Annotated in this window: 15 protein-coding genes; 8 read left to right on the forward strand and 7 right to left on the reverse strand. The window is 69.7% G+C overall.

The annotated features are described in order from the left end of the window. Positions 1–3: 3 nt before the first annotated feature. A complete protein-coding gene (locus AC07OZ_RS01605) occupies positions 4–972 on the reverse strand; it encodes a 5'-nucleotidase, lipoprotein e(P4) family (RefSeq protein ID WP_495465417.1) in 969 nt (322 codons plus the stop codon). 186 nt (positions 973–1,158) lie between these two features. On the opposite strand from AC07OZ_RS01605, the gene AC07OZ_RS01610 reads away from it, so the two are divergent. From AC07OZ_RS01610 to AC07OZ_RS01630, 5 genes are all read left to right on the forward strand, one after another. Beyond that, entirely contained in the window at positions 1,159–4,968 is a 3,810-nt protein-coding gene (locus AC07OZ_RS01610; protein ID WP_495465418.1) for a P-loop NTPase fold protein, read from the forward strand. 306 nt (positions 4,969–5,274) lie between these two features. After that, positions 5,275–5,757 carry a putative pterin-binding protein gene (locus AC07OZ_RS01615; protein WP_495465419.1) on the forward strand — a complete coding sequence of 161 codons (483 nt, stop codon included), beginning with the start codon at positions 5,275–5,277 and terminating at the stop codon, positions 5,755–5,757. Next, positions 5,738–7,438, forward strand: a complete 1,701-nt coding sequence (locus tag AC07OZ_RS01620) for a GGDEF domain-containing protein (RefSeq protein ID WP_495465420.1) — start codon at positions 5,738–5,740, stop codon at positions 7,436–7,438. Before AC07OZ_RS01615 ends, AC07OZ_RS01620 begins: the two co-directional genes overlap by 20 nt. After that, on the forward strand, positions 7,431–7,808 hold the full coding sequence (locus tag AC07OZ_RS01625; RefSeq protein WP_495465421.1) for a response regulator: 378 nt from the start codon (positions 7,431–7,433) through the stop codon (positions 7,806–7,808). The genes AC07OZ_RS01620 and AC07OZ_RS01625 overlap by 8 nt, the downstream gene beginning before the upstream one ends. Further along, entirely contained in the window at positions 7,798–8,424 is a 627-nt protein-coding gene (locus AC07OZ_RS01630; protein WP_495465422.1) for a chemotaxis protein CheX, read from the forward strand. Before AC07OZ_RS01625 ends, AC07OZ_RS01630 begins: the two co-directional genes overlap by 11 nt. Positions 8,425–8,451: 27 nt before the next feature. On the opposite strand, the gene AC07OZ_RS01635 is transcribed toward AC07OZ_RS01630, so the two are convergent. The 3 genes from AC07OZ_RS01635 to AC07OZ_RS01645 all read right to left on the reverse strand — a co-directional run bounded on the left by AC07OZ_RS01635 (position 8,452) and on the right by AC07OZ_RS01645 (position 12,608). Beyond that, complete coding sequence (locus AC07OZ_RS01635) at positions 8,452–9,834, reverse strand: 3-deoxy-D-arabino-heptulosonate 7-phosphate synthase (RefSeq protein WP_495465423.1); 1,383 nt, start codon at positions 9,832–9,834, stop codon at positions 8,452–8,454. Positions 9,835–9,907: 73 nt separating this feature from the next. Then, positions 9,908–11,263, reverse strand: a complete 1,356-nt coding sequence (chrA, locus tag AC07OZ_RS01640) for a chromate efflux transporter (protein ID WP_495465424.1) — start codon at positions 11,261–11,263, stop codon at positions 9,908–9,910. An 88-nt stretch (positions 11,264–11,351) separates the two neighbouring features. Then, the gene (locus AC07OZ_RS01645) at positions 11,352–12,608 is read right to left on the reverse strand and encodes an NADH:flavin oxidoreductase/NADH oxidase family protein (RefSeq protein WP_495465425.1); all 1,257 of its coding nucleotides are present in this window, start codon (positions 12,606–12,608) and stop codon (positions 11,352–11,354) included. 92 nt (positions 12,609–12,700) lie between these two features. On the opposite strand from AC07OZ_RS01645, the gene AC07OZ_RS01650 reads away from it, so the two are divergent. Then, entirely contained in the window at positions 12,701–13,126 is a 426-nt protein-coding gene (locus tag AC07OZ_RS01650) for a MerR family transcriptional regulator (protein ID WP_495465426.1), read from the forward strand. Positions 13,127–13,221: 95 nt separating this feature from the next. Beyond that, positions 13,222–13,638 (forward strand): YfeK family protein, encoded by a 417-nt coding sequence (locus tag AC07OZ_RS01655; protein WP_495465427.1) that lies wholly within the window; start codon positions 13,222–13,224, stop codon positions 13,636–13,638. A 77-nt stretch (positions 13,639–13,715) separates the two neighbouring features. Here AC07OZ_RS01655 and ampC read toward each other — a convergent pair whose 3' ends face one another. Then, positions 13,716–14,900, reverse strand: coding sequence for a class C beta-lactamase (gene ampC, locus AC07OZ_RS01660; RefSeq protein ID WP_495466472.1), 1,185 nt, complete (start codon positions 14,898–14,900; stop codon positions 13,716–13,718). Positions 14,901–15,077: 177 nt separating this feature from the next. Further along, on the reverse strand, positions 15,078–16,313 hold the full coding sequence (locus AC07OZ_RS01665; protein WP_495465428.1) for an esterase-like activity of phytase family protein: 1,236 nt from the start codon (positions 16,311–16,313) through the stop codon (positions 15,078–15,080). Positions 16,314–16,411: 98 nt separating this feature from the next. On the opposite strand from AC07OZ_RS01665, the gene AC07OZ_RS01670 reads away from it, so the two are divergent. Continuing rightward, a complete protein-coding gene (locus AC07OZ_RS01670; protein WP_495465429.1) occupies positions 16,412–16,843 on the forward strand; it encodes a hypothetical protein in 432 nt (143 codons plus the stop codon). 9 nt (positions 16,844–16,852) lie between these two features. On the opposite strand, the gene AC07OZ_RS01675 is transcribed toward AC07OZ_RS01670, so the two are convergent. Further along, on the reverse strand, positions 16,853–18,766 hold the full coding sequence (locus AC07OZ_RS01675; protein ID WP_495465430.1) for a T6SS phospholipase effector Tle1-like catalytic domain-containing protein: 1,914 nt from the start codon (positions 18,764–18,766) through the stop codon (positions 16,853–16,855). Positions 18,767–18,816: the final 50 nt, after the last annotated feature.

The raw sequence follows: 18,816 nt of genomic DNA on the forward strand, positions 1-18,816 counted from the left end.
CGTCTACTGGGCGGCGGACGCTCCCGGCGCGGGGGCGGCTGGTTCGGCGGCGACGGGGCCGCTCCAGGGCTTCAGCGCGTCGTAGCGCTGGGGCAGCGTCAGTGAGTCGCCCCAAGATCCGTAGGTCGGATTGGGAATGGGCACCCAGGTGAGTCCCCAGTGTTTCGCGTGGTCCTGCTCGACGTATTTCGCACGCGGAACGAAGTCGTTGAGGTCGTCGCCGACCAGCATGGCGATGCGATGCGTGCGCGCTACCGCGAGGCGCCTTGCGCTCTTGTCGGACTCGGCCCATTCGGCGCGGTCGCCGCGCAGCATCAGGTCGTCGGGCGCGACAGGGTGGCCGAGCACCCGTTCCAGATTCGCCAGCGTCTGCGCCTTCTGCGGGCACGCGGCGTGGGCGCCGTCGGGACCATAGGGACCCGTGGCGGGGCAGGTCCGGTTGGTGACGAAGACGACGCGGAATCCGAGGGCGCGGGCGCGGGCGATGAACTCGGGTGCGCCCGGGATCGCGGTGGCCTGCGCGGAGGCCACCCACGCAGCCCACGACGGGCTGTCGTAGGGCTTGCCGGCGCGGATCCGCCACGCCTCGTAGGGTGAGTTGTCGACGACCGTCTCGTCGACGTCCAGCACGATCGCCGGCGGCTTGCGGGCGAAGCCGCCTTGCGCGGACTGCTCGAGCGAGGCGGTCTCGCGCGTAGCCTTGCGGGCGGCAGGGAGGCGGGCGGTCGCGGCGCGGTAGACCGCCAGCGTCGCGGCCCGCCGCTCGACGGCGGTCTGGAACCACAAGGTGGCCGTCACGCCTTCGCGCCCGATGATCGGTGGCTCGTCGGCGGGTGCAGCCTGGACCCGCGGAGTCGGCGGAGCCGTCGGGGAGACTTGCGCCATCGAGACCGTGGCGGTCATCGGGCTCACCGCCGCGATCGCGGCCAGCGTCGTGCGTGTGAGGCGGAGTCGGATCGTGGCAAGGCGCATGCCGGTGGCTCTCTCGTGGTTCGGAACGCGTGGATTGTGCGGCGGCGCGGAGTCATCCGAATTGAGGATGCGCGGGCCGAAAGCGCGGGATATACGAGCGAGGTCACCGACTCGTACCCTGCCATGCAAGCTCCTCCTCCCGGCTCGCCTGCGACGCGTCGACGCGGTGGTCGTGCATGGCTGGTGATGGGGCTCGTCTGGTGCACCCTGACCACCGCGGCGGCGCTGCTGCAACCACCGGGGCCGGTGAATTCGTCGCTGGCCGTTACCCGGGCGGACCGCGGTCTCTGGGGCTGGTGGGGGTATCCCGTTGAGCGCAATGCGTTCCTGCGCCTGCCAGACGTCAGTGGGAGTTTTACCTCGATCGCAGTCGACGCCGGCGGCAAAAGGTGGTGGCTCGCGGGTCAAGGTGGCGTCATGGTCGCGACGCCAGATGGTGGTGCCCGCTGGCACCCGCAGTCGACAGGCACTGATCGTCAGTTGGCCGCTCTTCATGCGAGTGACGATGGCCAGCGGCTTTGGGCCGTAGGAGAAAGAGGCACGGTCGTGTCGTCATTTGATGGCGGTACGCACTGGCGGCTCCAACGCTCGGGAACCGACCGTTACTTGCGGGACGTCGAGTTTGCGTCCGATGCGCGCAGAGGATGGGCGGTCGGCAATGATGGGGCGGGCATCTCCACGGATGATGGCGGCGAGACATGGCGACCCATGAATGGTCTGGGTCGTGCGCGGTTGAAGGCCGTGCGCTTTGATGTGAACGGACGCGTGGGTGTGGCGGTCGGCGAACTGGGGCAGGTCTTCATGACTGAGGACAGCGGGCAGAACTGGCGCGACTTCGGAGGCGCGACGCCCACTCTAGGGATGTCGACGACTGTTCAATCGACACCCGCGCAGCCAGTGCCGGTGCAATCGGAGGAGAGGGACCAGAATGTTGCAGGCTCTCCATACGGGAATGGGTGGGCAACGGCTTTTTGGAGCGCGAACGGCAAGCGAGTAGGGTTGCTCAGCGAGCGTGGCGCGTTGTCATTCTCGGATGACGGCGGCAAGACCTGGACCGCACCGACTCCGGCCAAGCTTCCTCCGCTGGAGCGCGTCGACTTCAGCCGGGACGGCCAACGAGGCGTTGCGACCCGCCTCTTCTCCTGGACAGCCCATTCGGTGGATGGCGGGCGCACGTGGCGATCCCAGATTGACCAGGAATACAGGAGGATGGCGGCGGTCCGGATCAGCAGCAATGGTGAACTTGCCTGGGCTTTGAGTGAAAGGGGCGCTCTGGTCGTGTCAAAGGACGGCGGCGCGTCGTGGTCTCCAGCGACGCGGAGCGCCTTGCACGCGTTGTCGAGCGTGGGCTTCGCCGATGACAACCGTCGGGGCTGGGCGCTTGGCATCAGTGGTACGGTGCTCAGGACCGAAGATGGCGGCGACTCGTGGTACCCGCAATTGGTCAACATGTCGGGTGGCCTGGGACTGTTGCACGTCAGCGCCGACGGCATGAAGGCCTGGGCGGTGGACATGGACGGCAAGCGCGTAATCGAGACCACCAACGGCGGCGCGCTGTGGGGGCCTGGAAACTTGACCACGTCGGATGCGCGAGCGGCGATGGAGCGTCCACGCGGGTCCTTGATGCCCCCTATGCCTCTGCCAGAGGGGCTACGCGCGGGCTACATCGGCGAGGATGGCCTGCGCGGCTGGGCCGTCGGCGACGGCGGCATGCTGCTCGCCACGCTCGACGGCGGCCGCACGTGGAGCGATCCCCGCACGTACGCGCGTTATCCAGCGCCGTGGTACTGGCTCGCGCTGCTGCTTTCGGTGCCGATGTTCCTGCGCGCTTGGCGCCTGTTCATGCAGTCGCGTCCGGGTGCGGGCGGAATGGCCGACACACCAGCAACCGACGCGGCGTTGACCGATCCCAAGCAGGACCGGCTCAACTTCGAGCCGCTTGCTGCGGGCATCTCCCGCTTCCTGCGCAATCCCGCGACCGAGCCGCCGCTGACGCTCGCCATCACTGGCGACTGGGGCTCGGGCAAAAGCTCGTTGATGGGTCTCGTCTGCGCGGATCTGCGGAAGCACGGCTCGCGACCGATCTGGTTCAATGCCTGGCACCACCAGAAGGAAGATCACCTCTTCGCCGCGCTGCTGGGCGCGTTGAGCAAGCAGGCCTTGCCGCCGTGGTTGAGCCTCGATGGCATCGGCTTTCGGTTGCGCTTGCTCTGGCTTCGCTCGCGCAAGCACTGGGCGTTCACGGTGTTGCTATGCACGGCGGTGGCGGCGCTCGTCACGCTGCATGTGGGAGTGAACGACTTGGTGGCAGAGACGCGGATGCTCCAGCGCATCGGGCAGGCGCTGGGTCCGCTCGGGGGACAGGAACCGTCGAAGGTCGCGGTCTCGCCGACAAGTGCATCCGCGAATGCGCCGCCGTTGCCCTGGGCAGAGTGGCTCGCGCTGTTGACCGTTGCGGGCACCACGCTGGCCGCGCTGCGCAAGGCGCTGACGGCCTTCGGTGCCGATCCGGCGGCGCTGCTGGCTGGTGGGCTGCAAGGCATGAAGCCCAAGCTCGCCGCAGAGCAGAACAGTTTCCGCACGCGCTTCGCCGAGCAGTTCGGCGAAGTCTCGCGCGCGCTGCCCGAGCGCGTGGTCGTCGTCATCGACGATCTCGACCGTTGCCGGCCCGAGGCCGTGCTCGAGATCATGGAGGCGGTGAACTTTCTGACCTCGTCGGGGCAGTGCTTCGTGCTCTTCGGTATGGCGACCGATAAGGTGCAGGCGGCATTGGCGATTGCATTCGAGCGCATCGCCAAAGAACTTGCGAGTGCGTCCGCTTCGGACGCCAAGGCCGATCCCGAGCATGCCGCGCGAGAACAGCGGCGAGCCTATGCGGCCAACTATCTGCAGAAACTGATCAACCTGGAGATCAAGGTGCCGACCGCGCAGTCGTACGAGGCGTGGCGCCTGCTGACCGACGATCCGGCGATAGCAGTCCCGTCGTCGTGGCGACGTGAGGCGATGCAGGGGCTCCGTCGCCACGCAATGTGGCTGGCGCTGGCTGTCGCGATCGCGGGCGGAGTGAGTCTCGGTGTACTGCTGCGCCCGGATTCACCGTCGAAGGTGGAAGTGCCAGACCTGGCCCCCGCATCGGCGCCAACTGCCGCGTCCGCCCCGATGATCGCGTCCAACGCGAGCGCACCGGCTTCGGCGACCACGGCTGGCCTTTCGGCGTCCGATCCGTCGCGGGCATGGGGACGTTCTCCCGCGCAGTCCGAGGCGAGGGTGGTCGTGCAATCCGGCGCCGAGAGTCATGCGCATCAATGGATCGTTGCCGGCGTGCTGGTCGTCGGCGCCGCGTCGGCGGGGCTGCTGATGCTGCGAGCCGCAAGCCGTCGCCATCGGGAAGCCACCGATTCAAAGGACTTCCGCGACGCGCTCAAGGTCTGGACCGAGTTGGTTCGCGAGTCTGCCCATACCCCTCGTGCCGTAAAGCGCTTCGGCAACAAGCTGCGCTACTTCGAGATGCTCCAGCAGGGCGAGCAACGCGATCGCACCTTGCTCGACGACATCAAGGCGCGGCTGCGTCGTCTTGCCACGAAGGGCAACGACTCGGCCTCAGCAGCGGACATGCCTCGCGCAGAGCCGAATCGACGTATCGCTGCCCAGCAGCTGGTGGCGCTGGGTGCTCTGCACGAAGCCTTTGGCGGGGACTGGCTGTCGCGCTTCCGATCTGACCTGGTCTACAACCGGCAAGGCGACTTCTCAACCTTCTCCCAGTACGACGACGTGCGCCTGGCTGAAGAGGCGGAGCTCTTCATCGCGAAGCACGCGCTGCTGTTCGAGACCGGATGGCCACCGCGTGTGGAAGAGGTGGAGGTCTTCGCCCGTCTCCTTGACGGCATTCGCATGCCCGGCGAATCCGAGGAACTCGACATGCGGCCCTCGTTCGAGGAGAGCATCGGCCGGGAGGCGGAGAGCCAGACGATGTCGGCTCGTCCCGACGTCAAGTGACCCCCCACAACCCACCCATTGTTCCCACCCCTTGACCTCCGGTTATGGGGTCATTCCCGGACACGTTGCAGTTGTCCGATCTCCCCCACAGGCAGGGGGATCTTCCGGTCAACCCCGGCGTTCGCAGGACGATATAACGGGGTGACCGGGCGCCGCGGAGGCGCCGGGTGAAGTTGGATGTTCCCCCCGATGAGACGATGCTTTCCCTCGTTCGGGCGTGCGGGATGGTGGTGGCTGGTCAGCCCGCTCCTCACGCTGACGAACGCCGTGAACGCCGCGGACCCTGCGCCCGCGGCCGACACGAGGATGGCTGCGTCAGCGGCCATTCGCGATGCCAGCGATGCGAATCGCGCGGCCCGGTCCCCGAAGGTGCCGGCCCCGGTGCTGGTCCTGCGCGCCCGTGACGGCCGCAGCTGGCGCTTCACCCTGGACGACCTGCGCCGGCTGCCCGCCAGGCGCCTGCGCACCGCCTTGCCGGCCTCCCTCGGCATGGCCGGCGCCAGCGAGTGGGAAGGCGTGCCGTTGAGCGAGCTCGTCAAGCTCGCCGGCGCCGTGCCCCGGTCGCTGGCCTTGTCCGCGCTCAACGCCTACGCCGTGACCGTGCCCGCGCAAGACCTGACGCGCTACGACCCCGTGCTGGCCTACCGCCGCGACGGGCAGGACATCGCCGTGCGCGACAAGGGACCGCTGATCCTGATCTATCCCTTCGACCGCTTCCCCGCCGAGCTCAACACGCAGGCCTACATCAACCGCACCATCTGGCAGGTCCATGAGATCACCCTCGAGTGACCGCCAGGCCGCGCGCCACGGCGCGGACAGCCCTTGGCTGCGGCCGATGCTGGCCGCCGTGCTGGTGCTCGCGGTCGCCGCCGGCTGGGCGCTGTGGTGGACGCTGCACCAGGTGCGCGTGCTCGGCAGCCCCGGCGCCGACCAGGACCTCTGGCACGCCGTCAGCGTGCAGCGCGAGCTGCAGAAGCTGCAGCAGTCCGCCCAGTCGCCGGCCGGCGTGTCGGCGCAGGAGCTGGGACTGCGGCTGGAGGTGATGGTCAGCCTGCTGCGGCCCGACCGCGACACGCCGCGCAACGACGTGTCGCCGCGCCTGATGACGGCGCAGACGCGCGAGCGCTTCGACCGCATCGGCGCGCAGGTGCTGCAATGGGCCGACCGGCTGCGCGCGGACGAAGGCGCCGCAACCGCATTGGCCGTCGAGGTCCGCCGTCAGTCGCCCTGGCTGATCGACGGCGCCGATCAGGCGCTCGTCGACCTGCACCTGGCGATCACCGAGCAGGCCGACGCCGATCGCCTCGCCTTGCGCGACCGCTTCGCGCTGCTGAGCTGGGTGCTCGGCGGCCTGGTGCTCGGCATGTTCGCGCTGATCGCGCGGCTCTACGTGCAGTCCCGCTGGACGCAGCGCCTCGCGCAGCACCGCGGCCTGCTGAACCGCCGCCTCGAATCGCGCGTGCAGCGCCGCACGCGCCAGCTGGCCGAAGGCAAGGCGCTGCTGAACTTCATCCTCGACGCCAGCCCCAGCGAGGTCGCGTTGCTGAACGCCGCCGACGGCCGCGTGGAATTCATGAACCAGCGCTTCCTCGACCGGCTCGGCCAGCGTGCCCGCGTCGGACAGCCGCTCGCATTGCGCGAGGTCTTCCAGGCGCCGGCGCGCGGCGAGCACTTCGCGATCGAGCTGGAGCAGTTCGGCCGCGTCGACGCGGTCGAGGCGCAGTTCGACGGGCGCGAGCAGGACTGGGTCTCCGTCTCCGCGCAGCTGATCGAGGTCGAGGAGGGCCGGCTCGCCCACCTCGTCTGGTGCTACGACATCACGACGCACAAGGCGCTCGAGGACCGGCTGCGCGCGCTCGCCGGCACCGACGTGCTGAGCGGGCTGGACAACCGGCGCGCCTTCTTCGACAAGGGCGCGCAGATGATCGAGCAGGCGCGGCGCTACGGGCATCCGATCTCGCTGCTGATGCTGGACATCGACCACTTCAAACGCGTCAACGACGAGCACGGCCATGCCTGCGGCGACGAGGCGATCCGGCGCGTGGCGCAACTGCTGCGCACGGTGCTGCGCGACGCCGACCTGATCGCGCGCGTCGGCGGCGAGGAGTTCTGCGCGCTGCTGCCCGAGACCGCGCTGGAGTCGGCGCGTGACGCGGCGCAGCGCCTGGTCGAGCAGCTCCGGATCACCGACCTCGGACCCACCGCCGGCGGACCGCTGCGCGCGACGATGTCCGTGGGCGTGGCGCAACTGATGGCCATCGCCGCGCAGACGCCGCCGTCGCTGCACTCGTCGCCTTCATCGCCTTCATCGCCTTCATCGCCGTCACCAGCGCTGCCGCAGATGCAGACGCTGGAGCAACTGCTCCACGAGGCCGATGCGGCGCTGTACGCCGCCAAGGCCGCCGGACGCGACCGCGTGGTCGTCGCGCCGGTTTCCGATCATCCCCAACCGATGCCCCACCATGCCTAGAACCGTCCTCATCGTCGACGACAGCCGCATGTCGCGCATGATCCTGCAGAACTTCCTGAGCCAGCTGATCCCCGACCTCCAGCTGCATCAGGCCGCCAACGGCGATGAAGCCATCGCGCTGGCGGCGGCCCACCGCTTCGACGTGGTGTCGATGGACCTGAACATGCCCGGCCGCGACGGCATCGAGACCGCGCTGGCGATCCGCGCCGTGCAGCCCGACGTGCCGATCGCGCTGCTCACCGCCAACGTCCAGGCCGCGGTGCAGGAGCGGGCGGCCTCCAGCGGCCTGGTCTTCCTGCCCAAGCCCATCGGCGCCGAAACGGCGCAGCGACTCGTCCAACTCGCCGACGGAGGCCGTCATGCTGCTTGACCTGGACCCACTGCAGCGCGACGCGCTGTCGGAGATCCTCAACATCGGCGTCGGCAAGTCGGCGCAGGCGATGAGCCAGCTGGTGGGCGAGGAGGTGCTGCTGTCCGTGCCCGAGATCAGCTTCATGACCGTCGGTCAGGCGGGCGCCAAGCTGTCCAAGGACGACAAGCGCATGTACAGCGTGCGCCAATCCTTCAAGGGCGTGTTCGGTGGCGACGCGCTGCTGATCTTCCCGGAGGACGGCAGCCGCGCGCTGGTGCGCAGCATGGGCGGCGACGCGGTGGCGGAGGAGCAGCTCGACGAGGTCATGCGCGACGCGATGACCGAGGTCGGCAACATCATCCTCAACGCCTGCATGGCGGCGCTGGCGGAGCTGTTCGCGCAGCCCTTCGAGACACAGTCGCCGCAGCTGCAGGTGGACACGGCGCGCCGCATCATCGGCGCGCGGGCGCAGAACCACGCGGTGATGTTCATCCATATCCGCTTCGTCCTGCACGAGAGCAACACCGAGGGCTTCGTCATCTTCATCATGAACACGACCTCGCTCGAGGACTTCAAGGCGGCGATCCGCCGCTTCGTCGGCGATGCGATGCCGCCGGGGCCGGCGGTGCATTGAGCGGCTGGCTGGCGCGACGGCGCGCGCTCACGCGCCGCTGGGCAGGGCCTGCACGGCCGTCAGCAGATCGCGCGGATGGAGCATCAGTTCGCGCACGGCGCGCAGCGTCACGTACTGGCGCAGCACCGAGGTGAAGGCGGGCGCTTCCAGCAGCAGATGCCACACCGGGCTCAGCAGCTGCGGACCGGCCGGCGCGCCGTCCTCGATCAGCACGGCGAAGTCCAGGCTGGCGTCTGCGGACAGCAGCTGCATGCGGCTCGCCGCATTGAGTAGGCGCGGCGCGCGTTCCTCGGCGCCATCGCAGCAATAGAGCACGGCGCGCGCGAGTTCGCCTTCCTCGGTGGGCAGCGCGTTCAGCGAAGCGCCGCGCAGGCGCACCTCGCCGCCATTCGAGGCGAACACATAGGTCGTGTCGATGTCGGCCTGCGCCAGCAGACGCAGACCGCGCAGCAGACGGGGCAGGTCGGTCGTCGCCGCGTCGGGCGAGGCCTTCGCCTCGACCAGCAGGCAGAGATCCCAGTCCTCGTCGGGCGTCGTGGCCTCATTGCGCCGCAGCAGCGCCACATCCCATTCGCTCTTCGCGCGCTGGGCGTCGCCGGGGAAAGACGGCGGAATCCGCAGCGAGGCCGCCACGCGGTAGCGCGCCGTGCCGGCTTGTGCGTTCATGCGCTCGACCAGTGCGTCGAGCGCTTCGACCGCGAGCGCTTCCACCGCATCGCCGCGCTGCTGGGCGCCAGCGCCGTTGGCGGCCGCCTGCTCGCTGCCCGCGACCGGGCCTTGCCGATCCCAGAGCGCGCGATAACGCGCCACGAGCGCGTCGGCGGCCAGGGTGTCGAGTCGACGCAGGCGCGTCAGCGCGGATTCATCGATCAGGCGTTCCAGGCCGCGATGGAGCGGCGGCTCGGCGCGCACGTCGGACGCATCGCGCAACGGCACAAGGGCCTCGGCCACCCGCGCCCAGTCGCTGGCCTCGGCCGCGGCGTGGAGCGCCAGGAGCGCCTCTTTCGTCGGCCCCGGCGATCGGCGCTGCGTCTTCTCGGGATGGGCAAGGGCGTTGACCGCGGCGCGGACCGCGCGGCGGTCGCGCTCCGCATGCGCGCTGAGCGAGGCGTACTCGCGCACGACCGGCGAGCGGTGGCGCAGCACCATGGCCTGGAAGGCGGGATCGCCGCCGGTCGTTTGATGGTCGCCGCCTGAGTGGTCCTGGGTGCTGTCGTCGCTTTCGCTGCCGTGCGCCTTGATCGGGCGCATCGCCTCGCCGATCAACTGCGCGAGTGAATCGAGGAACAGCGTCTGCACGTCGTCTCCCGGGGCCTCCCCGCGCGCGAGCGCCGAGCGTGCGTGCTCGATGGCCACGGCGATCGCGGTCGCCGCTCCGACGGCCCGCGCATCCTCCAAGGTTGCGGGCAACCCGGGCGCGCGGTAACGGCGGACTGCCCGCCGCAGCGCGTCGTCGAGGAGCGGTGGCAGTGCCTGCGACACCTCAGGCCCCCATGACCATCGACCGCGCCAGCCCGATCGCCGCGCAGACACCGAGCAGGGGGAGCACGCCCCACTTGAAGCGGAAGAGCGCGATCGCCGCGCCGGCGGCGATCAGCGCGGCCCCGAGGTCGAAGCGCCCGTGCAGTCCCTCCGGCCAGAACACGTGCCCCGCGAAGAAGCACGCAAGATTGACGATCACACCGGCCACGGCTGCGGTGATGGCGGTGAGCGGCGCGCTCAGTCGCAAATTGCCGTGCGTGGATTCGATCAGCGGTCCCCCGGCGAGCACGAGGACGAAGGACGGCAGGAAGGTGAAGAAGGTGACCACGGCGGCCGCGACCGCACCGGCGAGGAAGGGCGCGTCGGGCCCGAAGACCTGCGTGTTCCAGCCGCCCATGAAGCCGACGAAGGCCACCACCATGATCAGCGGTCCGGGCGTGGTCTCGCCGAGCGCCAGCCCGTCGATCATCTGCGGTCCGCTGAGCCACTGATGCTGGTCGACGGCGCCCTGGACCACGTAGGGCAGCACCGCGTAGGCGCCGCCGAAGGTCATCAGCGCGGCCTTCGTGAAGAAGCTGCCCATGCGCGTCAGCACGCCGTCGGTGCCGTACAGCAGCATCAGACCGCCCATCGCGACGGTCCACAGGCCGAGGCCGATGCCGAGCACGCCCAGCAGCCGGCGCCGCGTGAAACGCGCGTGCGGCGGCGAGGGCGTGTCGTCGTCGATGAGCGCGGGCCCGTAGCCGACCTGCGCCGTGTGGGACCCGGCGCCGCCGGAAAACGCCGCCGGCGCGACACGCGCGCCGATGACACCGATGACGGCGGCCGTCAGCACGATCAACGGGAAGGGCGTGTCGAAGGCGAAGATCGCGACGAAGGCCGCGATCGCGACGGCCCACAGCCAGCCGTTCCTGAGCACGCGCCCGCCGATGCGATGTGCCGCGTGCAACACGATCGCCGTCACGGCTGGCTTGATCCCGTAGAACAGTCCCGCGACGATCGGCTGCGTGCCGAAGGCGGCATAGATCCACGACAGCGCGATCAGGATGAGCAGCGACGGCAGCACGAAGAGTCCGCCGGCCACCAGCCCGCCCCAGCTGCGATGCATCAGCCAGCCGATGTAGGTGGCGAGCTGCTGGGCCTCCGGGCCGGGCAGCAGCATGCAGTAGTTGAGGGCGTGCAGGAAGCGCCGCTCGCTGATCCAGCGGCGCCGTTCGACAAGCTCCGCATGCATGATCGCGATCTGCCCGGCGGGGCCGCCGAAGCTGATGAATCCCAGCTTCAGCCAGAAGCGGAGGGCTTCCCGGAATCCGACCGCGGTGGGCCGGTCCGGCGGACTGGAAACAGGGCTGGTCATGCGGGGATCGGGTGACGGCGGGCCGGACGCGAGGCCCGGGCGATGGCTGCGAAGTGTGCCTCATCGCCCCCGCGGGGCGGCGCCGTGTCTATCGCCGCTGCGCCGCCGTGTCCTGCCGCCAGCGCAGGTAGCGCCGCGTCAGTCTGGACGCACGCCACTGGTCCAGCAGCAGCGTGAAGAACGGCGACGCATGCCGCGTCGGCGTCGAGCCCGCGGCCATGCGCCGCAACTGGCGCCGGGCCAACGCCATCGTCGCCAGGCCGCCGATCGCCTTGTTCTTCCAGTTCACGGCGATGGGCGCGGCCACGGCCTCCGCCGTCGTCCAGCGCCTGGGCAGGTCCGGCTCGTAGGCGAGGGCGGTGCCCAGTCCCACCAGCGCCACGCCGCTGGCGAGCACGTGTTCGGCGATGGCCCGCCGCCGGATGCCGCCGGTCGTCATCACCGGCATGCGGGCGAGCCGTGCCAGGTCTTGCGCGAATTCCAGGAAGTAGGCCTCGCGGCCCAGCGTGCGACCGTCGGCCGTGCGGCCCCGCATGGCCGGGCTCTCGTAACTGCCGCCGGACAGTTCCAGCAGATCGATGCCTTCGGCGTTGAGCAGGCCGATGACCGCGCGGGCATCGGCTTCGTCGAAGCCGCCGCGCTGGAAGTCCGCGCTGTTGAGTTTGACCGCGACCGCGAAGTCCGGCCCCGCGACTGCCTTGACGGCGCGCACGACCTCGAGCAGCAGGCGGGCGCGATGCGCGATGGATCCGCCGTAGCCGTCGGTGCGGCGGTTGGCCAGCGGCGACAGGAACTGCGAGAGCAGGTAGCCATGCGCCGCGTGGATCTGCACGCCGTCGAAGCCCGCCTCGCGGGCGGCGCGCGCGGTGTCGCCGAAGCGGCGGACGATGGCGGCGATCTCCGCTTCGGTCAGCGCGCGGACCGGCGCGAAGAGCTTGCCGTGCTTGCCCATCTCCATCGCGACCTCGGACGGCGCGTAACCCGGATTGCCGAGCGCCGCGAACACCTGCCGGCCCGGGTGGTTGATCTGCATCCAGATGCGGGCGCCGCCCGCGTGGGCCGCGCCGGCCCAGGCCTGGTAGGGCGCCAGCGGCGTGCCGGCTTCGAGCACCAGGCCGCCGGGACCGGTCAGGGCATCGGGCGCGACCATCACGTTCCCGGTGATGAGCAGGCCCGCGCCGCCCTCGGCCCAGCGGCGGTAGAGCGTCTGGCTGCCGATGCCCGGCACCTGGCCCGGCTCGGCGAGCGCCTCTTCCATCGCGGCCTTCGCGATGCGGTTCTTCAGCGTCTGGCCGTTGGGCAGGACGAGCGGGTCGTGGAGGGCGGGGGACGATTCTGTCGGCATGGTCCGGGCTTGAGTTCAGCAATGCCGGCAGCGTAAGCTTCAAGTTGGCTTGAAGGTCAAGCGCCTTTTTTCAGCTTTTCAGGGAGTCGAGGATGCGCATCGGAGAACTGGCGAAACGGATCGGGATCAAGGCCTCGGCGATCCGGTTCTACGAGGCCAGCGGCCTGCTGCCGGAAGGCGCGCGCGGGCTCAACGGCTACCGCGAGTACGGCACGGACGCGATGGAGCGCCTGCAGGTCATCCAGCTCGCGCAGCGGCTGGGCTTCTCGCTGGACAGCTTGAGACAGGTGTTCGCGCAGGGCGACGGGAAGATTCCGAAGGAACTCGTGCTCGCCAGCCTGCAACGGCGGCGCGAGGAGATCGCCCGCATGCGCGTCGAACTCGACGTGCAGGACGCCGAGCTGCAGCGCCTCACCCAGGCCTTCACGGAAGGATGGACGCGCGGCGAGTGCCTGGACGGGAGCGCCTATCTCGGGACGGCGCTCGAAGGTCCTGCGCCGGTCGGACGAAAGGCCTGACCGCGCCGCATGGCAACATCGCGGCTCCTGATGGGCGTCGGTCATCCGACCCGATCAACCAACGCGATCACCGGACCCGAAGACAGCCTCTGCCCATGCGCATCCCATCGTTCTCCCTCGTCCTCGCCGCCGCTTGCGCCGTCTGTCTCGCCGCGCCGACGGCCGTCCGGGCCGACCCGCTGCCGCCGGCCGCGAAGGCCGAGGTCAATGCGCTGCTCGACAAGCTGACCGCCTCGTCCTGCCAGTTCAACCGCAACGGTGACTGGCACTCCGCGGCCGAGGCGAAGTCCCACCTCGAGCGCAAGCTGAGCTACCTCGAGGACAAGAACCTGGTGAAGACCGCGGAACAGTTCATCGACCTCGGCGCCTCGAAGAGCAGCATGAGCGGCAAGCCCTATCTGGTCCGCTGCGGCGGCGCGGCGCCCGTCGAGAGCAAGACCTGGCTCACACGCGAGCTCGCGCTCGTGCGCGCTGCGGGGAAGGGCGCCTCGGCGCCTTCGCCCGCGCGCTGAAGTCGTCGTGCTGAACTGCTCTGGCTGACCTTCTCTCGCGGCAGTTGTCCTGCTGAAGGCGTTCCGCTGAACCCGCTTCAGCGGGCGCCGAGCGACTGAAGCTTGCCGAGGATCGCGTAGGCCGCATCGACCCGTTCCGGGATCGGCCAGCTCCGGTTGCCCAGCAGCACGACGCCGATGCGCTGCGTCGGCACGAACACGACGTAGGTCCCGAAGCCGCGCGTCGAGCCGGTCTTGTTGAACAGCCGCGGTCCCGGCGGCGTGCCGTCGAGCGGCTTCACCGCCGTCGTCACGCGCCCGAGCGCGTTGCCCGCCTGGAGCTGCGCCAGCGACACCGGCCACGGGTACTGCTCCCAGCCCAGGCCCTGCGTCATGCCGTCGACCTGGAAGTGGCCGATGTGCGTCGCCTCGACCGCTTGGCGGGTCGTCCCGTCAAGGCCGGTGGGGTCGATGTTGACCTGCAGGAAGCGCACGAGATCCGCCGCCGTCGTCTTGATGCCGTAGGACTCCGAGTCGAACGCACCCGGCGAGACTCGCACGGCCATGTCCTGGGCCGCACCCTGATGCTCGACCTTGTCGTAGCCCGTGGCATAGTCGGCCATTGCCGCCGCCGGCACCCGCAGGTAGGTCTCGCGCAGACCGAGCTGGGGCAGCAGGTCCGACTCGACCGCGTCCGTGTAGTCACGCCCCATCGCCGCGGCGGCCGTGCGGCCGAACAGGCCGATGCTGGGATTCGAATAACGCCGCTTCTCGCCCGGTGCGAAGTCGGGCTTCCACTGCTGGAGGTAGCGCATCAGCGACGCCTCGTCGGTGACCGCGTCCGGCACCTGCAGCGTCAGGCCGCCAGCCGTGTAGGTGACGAGGTTCAGCAGCGTCGCGCGGTCGATCGGATGGCCTTTCAACGCGGGCAGGAAACGGCTGGGGTGATCCGACAGCCGCAGCTTGCCCTCCACCAGCGCCTTCGCGCCCAGTGTCGCGTTGAAGGTCTTGCTGACGGAGCCGACCTCGAACAGCGTCCTGTCGTCGACCGGCCTGCCGGACTGCTTGGCTGCGACGCCGTAGTTGAAGACGAAGGACTTCCCGCCGACCGTCACGCCGACGGCCATGCCGGGGATGTCGTTCTTCGCCATCATCGGGCGGACCGCCGCGTCGACGGCCGCGCGGATGGAAGCCGCGTCGGGCGACTGGTCGGGCGCGGCCTGCGCGGACAGCAGTGTCAGTACGGAAGCGGCAAGCGCTGCGGCGCGTGGAATCCCATGCATCGATGAAGCCTCGTTGGAGTCGTAGGAATCGGGCCGCGCGGGAAGCGCGGCGTTCATCCCGAACCTTAGAGGCTGGCGCCATTCGCTGAAGACGAAAAGCGCGTTACGGCCAGCCGCCGTAACGCGCGAGCGATGCCGTGCGCGAGGCGTCTCCGACGCGATCGCGTCAGCAGGCGTTCAAGGCTGGACTTCGAAGACCAGCATCTGGTTGCGGTCCGTCGGCGAATCCGCCGTCGGGAAGTTGTCGTCCGCGACGACGACCAGGCTGCGCTTGCCGTTGGCCAGCTTCGGTCCGAAGGTCATGCCTTCGAGGTTGGCGATGCCGCCGAGCTGCGTCTTCAGCGTCTCGAAGTCCAGCACCAGCTTCTTGGTCACCGGCGTCGCGCCGGTCAGCGAGGCCGCCGTCAGCACGTTGGTCGCGTTGGCGGTGTCGATCTCATAGAGCCGCACCTGATTGCCGATCACGCCGACCGAGAAGCTGCGCTCCAGCACCAGGAAGCGCGTCGGCGACAGCGCCAGGATCTCCGTCGGACCGTTGACCGTGAACTGGTCCGCCGGCACCGGCGTCGCCTGCACCTTCTCGATCGGATAGACGTACTGCGCGTTGGCCACGCCGCTCGCGCGATCGAAGCGCGTCAGGCGCGAGGCGCTGCCCGTCGTCGGTGTCGGCGCGGCGCCGTCCTGGATCAGCGCGCCTTCCATCAGCACCCAGGCCGACTGCGTGTCGGTCGAGAAGGTCAGCCCTTCGAAGACCAGGTTGCCGCGCGGACCGGTCTCCTGCGCGCTCATCTGGAACATCGTCGGCAAGGTGTACTCACGCACGTGGGCGCCAGCCGGCGAGATCTCGCGGATGAAGGGGTTGATCACGCGCGGCGGCGCGCTCGTCAGCGTGCGGTCGCCCTCGCTGAGCCAGACCCAGTTGCCGGTGACCGGATCCACGCGGACCGACTCCGGATCCGCGACCTTCGCGTCCGGCACCTTCGGATAGACGCTGCCGTCCGGCTGCTTCATCGTCACCACGCCGGTGAAGGTCACCGCGCTGAAGGTGCTCGCGTCGAAGCTCAGCTTGGCCGTGTACATCCGCGGCGCGCCGGCGGAGTCGGTGGTCGTGCGGTCGTCGCTGATCAGCACGTAGGTGTCGGTCTTGGGGTCGTAGTCGACGCCGGACAGACCGCCGACGGTCGTGCCCGCGTAGTCCATCCGCCGCGGCAGCACCTGCTGGCCGATGAGGCGCAGGCTGGACACGGTCGTGTTGCCGCTGTTGATCGGCGCGCCGGCATCGTCGTCGCTGCCGCCGCAGGCCGCGAGGGTGGCGGCCGCGAGCAGCACCGGCAGCAGCGCCAGGCGCGGTGTGGCGACGCCGCGAAGTGAAGTGCGGGCAGGGCGGAGCGAAGACGTCGAGGTGAAGGGCATGACAGCGATGAAGGTCGTGATGTGCGTGTCATGTTCGTTGCGGGAGGTTGCGGCGCGGTGACAATCCGTCCGTCAAAGAGAAACAGGGAGAACAAGACGTGAGAGCCGTTCTGCTCATCATCGTGGTCGCCGTCCTGGGCGTCGTCGGCTGGAAGAAGCGGGACGAGATCCCGTTCCTGCGCGATGCCGCGCGGCAGGTCGAGCGCCAGGCGGAGAAGGTCGAGGTTCCCAGGAACCCCTTCGCCGAGAGCCCGCCCGAAACGGCGGACGGCCCGCGGGCGAATCCGACCCCCGGCCGCGCGCGCCGCTGCCTGGTCAACGGCAGCGTGCTCTACACCAACGATGCCTGCCCGGCGGGCAGCACCGAGCAGGCGGTCAAGGGCGGCACGATCTCCGTCATGCCGGCCTACAAGGCGCCGCCGTCGCCTGCAACGGCCGGCTCCGGCATCCCCAACGCCCGCGACCTGCTCAAGCCCAAGGGCGGCACGCTGAAGGAGCAGGCGCAAGAGAAGGCGATGGAAAGCCTCTGAGCGGTGGGGTCAGGCCTTGCGCCCGACCTTGCCGACCGTCTTGATCGGCAGCACCGCCAGCAGCGAGCGGCCGCCGCCGAAGATCACGATGCCCAGTGTCCAGGCGGCGATCTTCACCACCGAGAAGGCGCTCATGAGCAGCAGCGTCAGGCTCGCGACCCTGGGCATGCCGACCAGGTCGATGACCACGGCGGCCATCGTCGACAGGTCCTCGAGCGCATCGGCGCCGAAGGCCAGCGCCGGCAGCCAGCCGATGGCCAGCAGCAGCCGCGATCGATGGTCCCCGGGCTTGCGCCAGCCCGCCATCCACGTGAACACGCGCGTGGCCAGCCGCGACAGCAGATAGGCCGCCGCCACCAGGAAGGCCAGGTCCCAGGCCAGGCCCAGGAAGAGGGCCGCGCGCTCCTGCCGGATCCAGCCGAGGTAATGCGGCCAGCCATGGAACAGGAGACCCAGCTGGTGCCGGGCGAATTCCAGCGGCGCCACCGCGCAGCGCATCAGGCAGTCCGACCAGTCGCCCTGCGGCGGCAGCCTCGACTGCAGGAAGGGCAGCTGCTGCAGGTTCCAGCCGGACAGCAGCAGCAGCACGGCGCCGGCGGCGATCGCGGACAGCAGCCACGGCAGCGATCGCCGTTCGTCCCAGACGCTGGGGCCCTGGAACGGCGCGGGCGGCGACTCGGCCACCACGTCGACCGGGATCCGCTGCCGGCCCTTGGGGATGCGCACTTCCTCCGTCGTCGTGCGCCGCACCGTCATGCCGGCGAGCGCCCAGAGCGGCGTGTCGTGCAGCGCGTCGTGGCGCAGCGGCAGCGTGCCCACGAAGGGCTCCGGCAGCGGCATGCCGAAGGCATCGCTGCCGGCGGGCAGGCGGGTCAGCGGCGGGACGCCGAGCTCCGCCGCCGCCTCGTTGAGCATCCACACCATCGAGGCGTCGGGCAGGCCGGTGCGGCCGTGGGGATACCGCCGGCTCTCGTCCGATTGCGACGGATAACTGCCGCCGACATCGCAATGCACGCCCGGGAACCAGAGCTGGCGCAGGGTGCGCACGATCAGCCGGTCGAAGCGGTCGACGCCCGGCACGTCGACGCGGCTCGGCGAGTCGTAGACGCGCGGCAGGAAGGGCCAGCGGTGCTCGTCGAAGGCCAGCGCGTGGCGGACATGGAGCATGTGCTTCTTGTCGGCGAAGGTCGCCGTGGCCGGGTTGTCCCGCGACCCGAAGGGCGGCAGGCCGACCGATTCGACGGTGTCCCAGACGCCGACCCAGAAGACGTCCGCGGGCCGCGCGAAGTTGCGCCGGACCTGCTCCGCGAGCCGGTTGCGCGAGGCCGCGGTGGCCTCCTCGCCGCCCTGGGCGCCGCGCGCGCCTTCCTGGCCCGGTCTGGCGAACCAGCGGTGCACGACGCGGGCGAGCGCGCGCCGCCAGCTCTTGCGGCCCTCGGCCTGTTCCTCGATCGGCGGCTGCGAGAAGTAGATCCGGACCAGCGTCGGGATCAGTTCCTCGTGCTCGGGGCGCAGGATGCCGAAGAGGTTCACCATGCCGACGATCGCGCGCGCCGTGAACGCGCCGCGCGAAAAACCGAAGCAGAAGATGCGATCGTCGATGCGCTCGTCGAAGTGGCGCATCAGGAAGCGGTAGCCCTCGCCGATGTTGTCGTAGACACCCTGGCCCGAGGCCAGCCCGGCGATGCGCGCCCAGCGGCGCTTGATCAGGTCGATGAGGCCGGTGGGCGGGGCCGAGTCGGGCGAACCGACGCCGGGGTCGTAGTACAGCAGCGAATCGATGGTGGGCTGCTGGCTGCGCAGGTAGCCGAACAGCTTCAGGACGTTGGTGTCCTCGATGCCGCCGGTGAGCGTGTTGTTCGTGCCGTCGCAGAAGAGCACGAGGTTGCGCTTCCTGGGCTCGGTGCCGTCGTTCGTGTCCATGGCCATCCCCCCGATGATTCTTCTGAGTGAAAGTCGAAGGCTAGGACGGA

It is taken from the genome of Roseateles sp. GW821-FHT09G03, assembly GCF_059416045.1.

Bases quoted from the DNA above. Each gene is read 5' to 3' on its own strand.
- AC07OZ_RS01605 (WP_495465417.1), bottom strand. From the start codon at position 972: ATGCGCCTTGCCACGATCCGACTCCGCCTCACACGCACGACGCTGGCC.
- AC07OZ_RS01610 (WP_495465418.1), top strand. From the start codon at position 1,159: ATGGGGCTCGTCTGGTGCACCCTGACCACCGCGGCGGCGCTGCTGCAA.
- AC07OZ_RS01615 (WP_495465419.1), top strand. From the start codon at position 5,275: ATGGCTGCGTCAGCGGCCATTCGCGATGCCAGCGATGCGAATCGCGCG.
- AC07OZ_RS01620 (WP_495465420.1), top strand. From the start codon at position 5,738: ATGAGATCACCCTCGAGTGACCGCCAGGCCGCGCGCCACGGCGCGGAC.
- AC07OZ_RS01625 (WP_495465421.1), top strand. From the start codon at position 7,431: ATGCCTAGAACCGTCCTCATCGTCGACGACAGCCGCATGTCGCGCATG.
- AC07OZ_RS01630 (WP_495465422.1), top strand. From the start codon at position 7,798: ATGCTGCTTGACCTGGACCCACTGCAGCGCGACGCGCTGTCGGAGATC.
- chrA (WP_495465424.1), bottom strand. From the start codon at position 11,263: ATGACCAGCCCTGTTTCCAGTCCGCCGGACCGGCCCACCGCGGTCGGA.
- AC07OZ_RS01645 (WP_495465425.1), bottom strand. From the start codon at position 12,608: ATGCCGACAGAATCGTCCCCCGCCCTCCACGACCCGCTCGTCCTGCCC.
- AC07OZ_RS01650 (WP_495465426.1), top strand. From the start codon at position 12,701: ATGCGCATCGGAGAACTGGCGAAACGGATCGGGATCAAGGCCTCGGCG.
- AC07OZ_RS01655 (WP_495465427.1), top strand. From the start codon at position 13,222: ATGCGCATCCCATCGTTCTCCCTCGTCCTCGCCGCCGCTTGCGCCGTC.
- ampC (WP_495466472.1), bottom strand. From the start codon at position 14,900: ATGCATGGGATTCCACGCGCCGCAGCGCTTGCCGCTTCCGTACTGACA.
- AC07OZ_RS01665 (WP_495465428.1), bottom strand. From the start codon at position 16,313: ATGCCCTTCACCTCGACGTCTTCGCTCCGCCCTGCCCGCACTTCACTT.
- AC07OZ_RS01675 (WP_495465430.1), bottom strand. From the start codon at position 18,766: ATGGACACGAACGACGGCACCGAGCCCAGGAAGCGCAACCTCGTGCTC.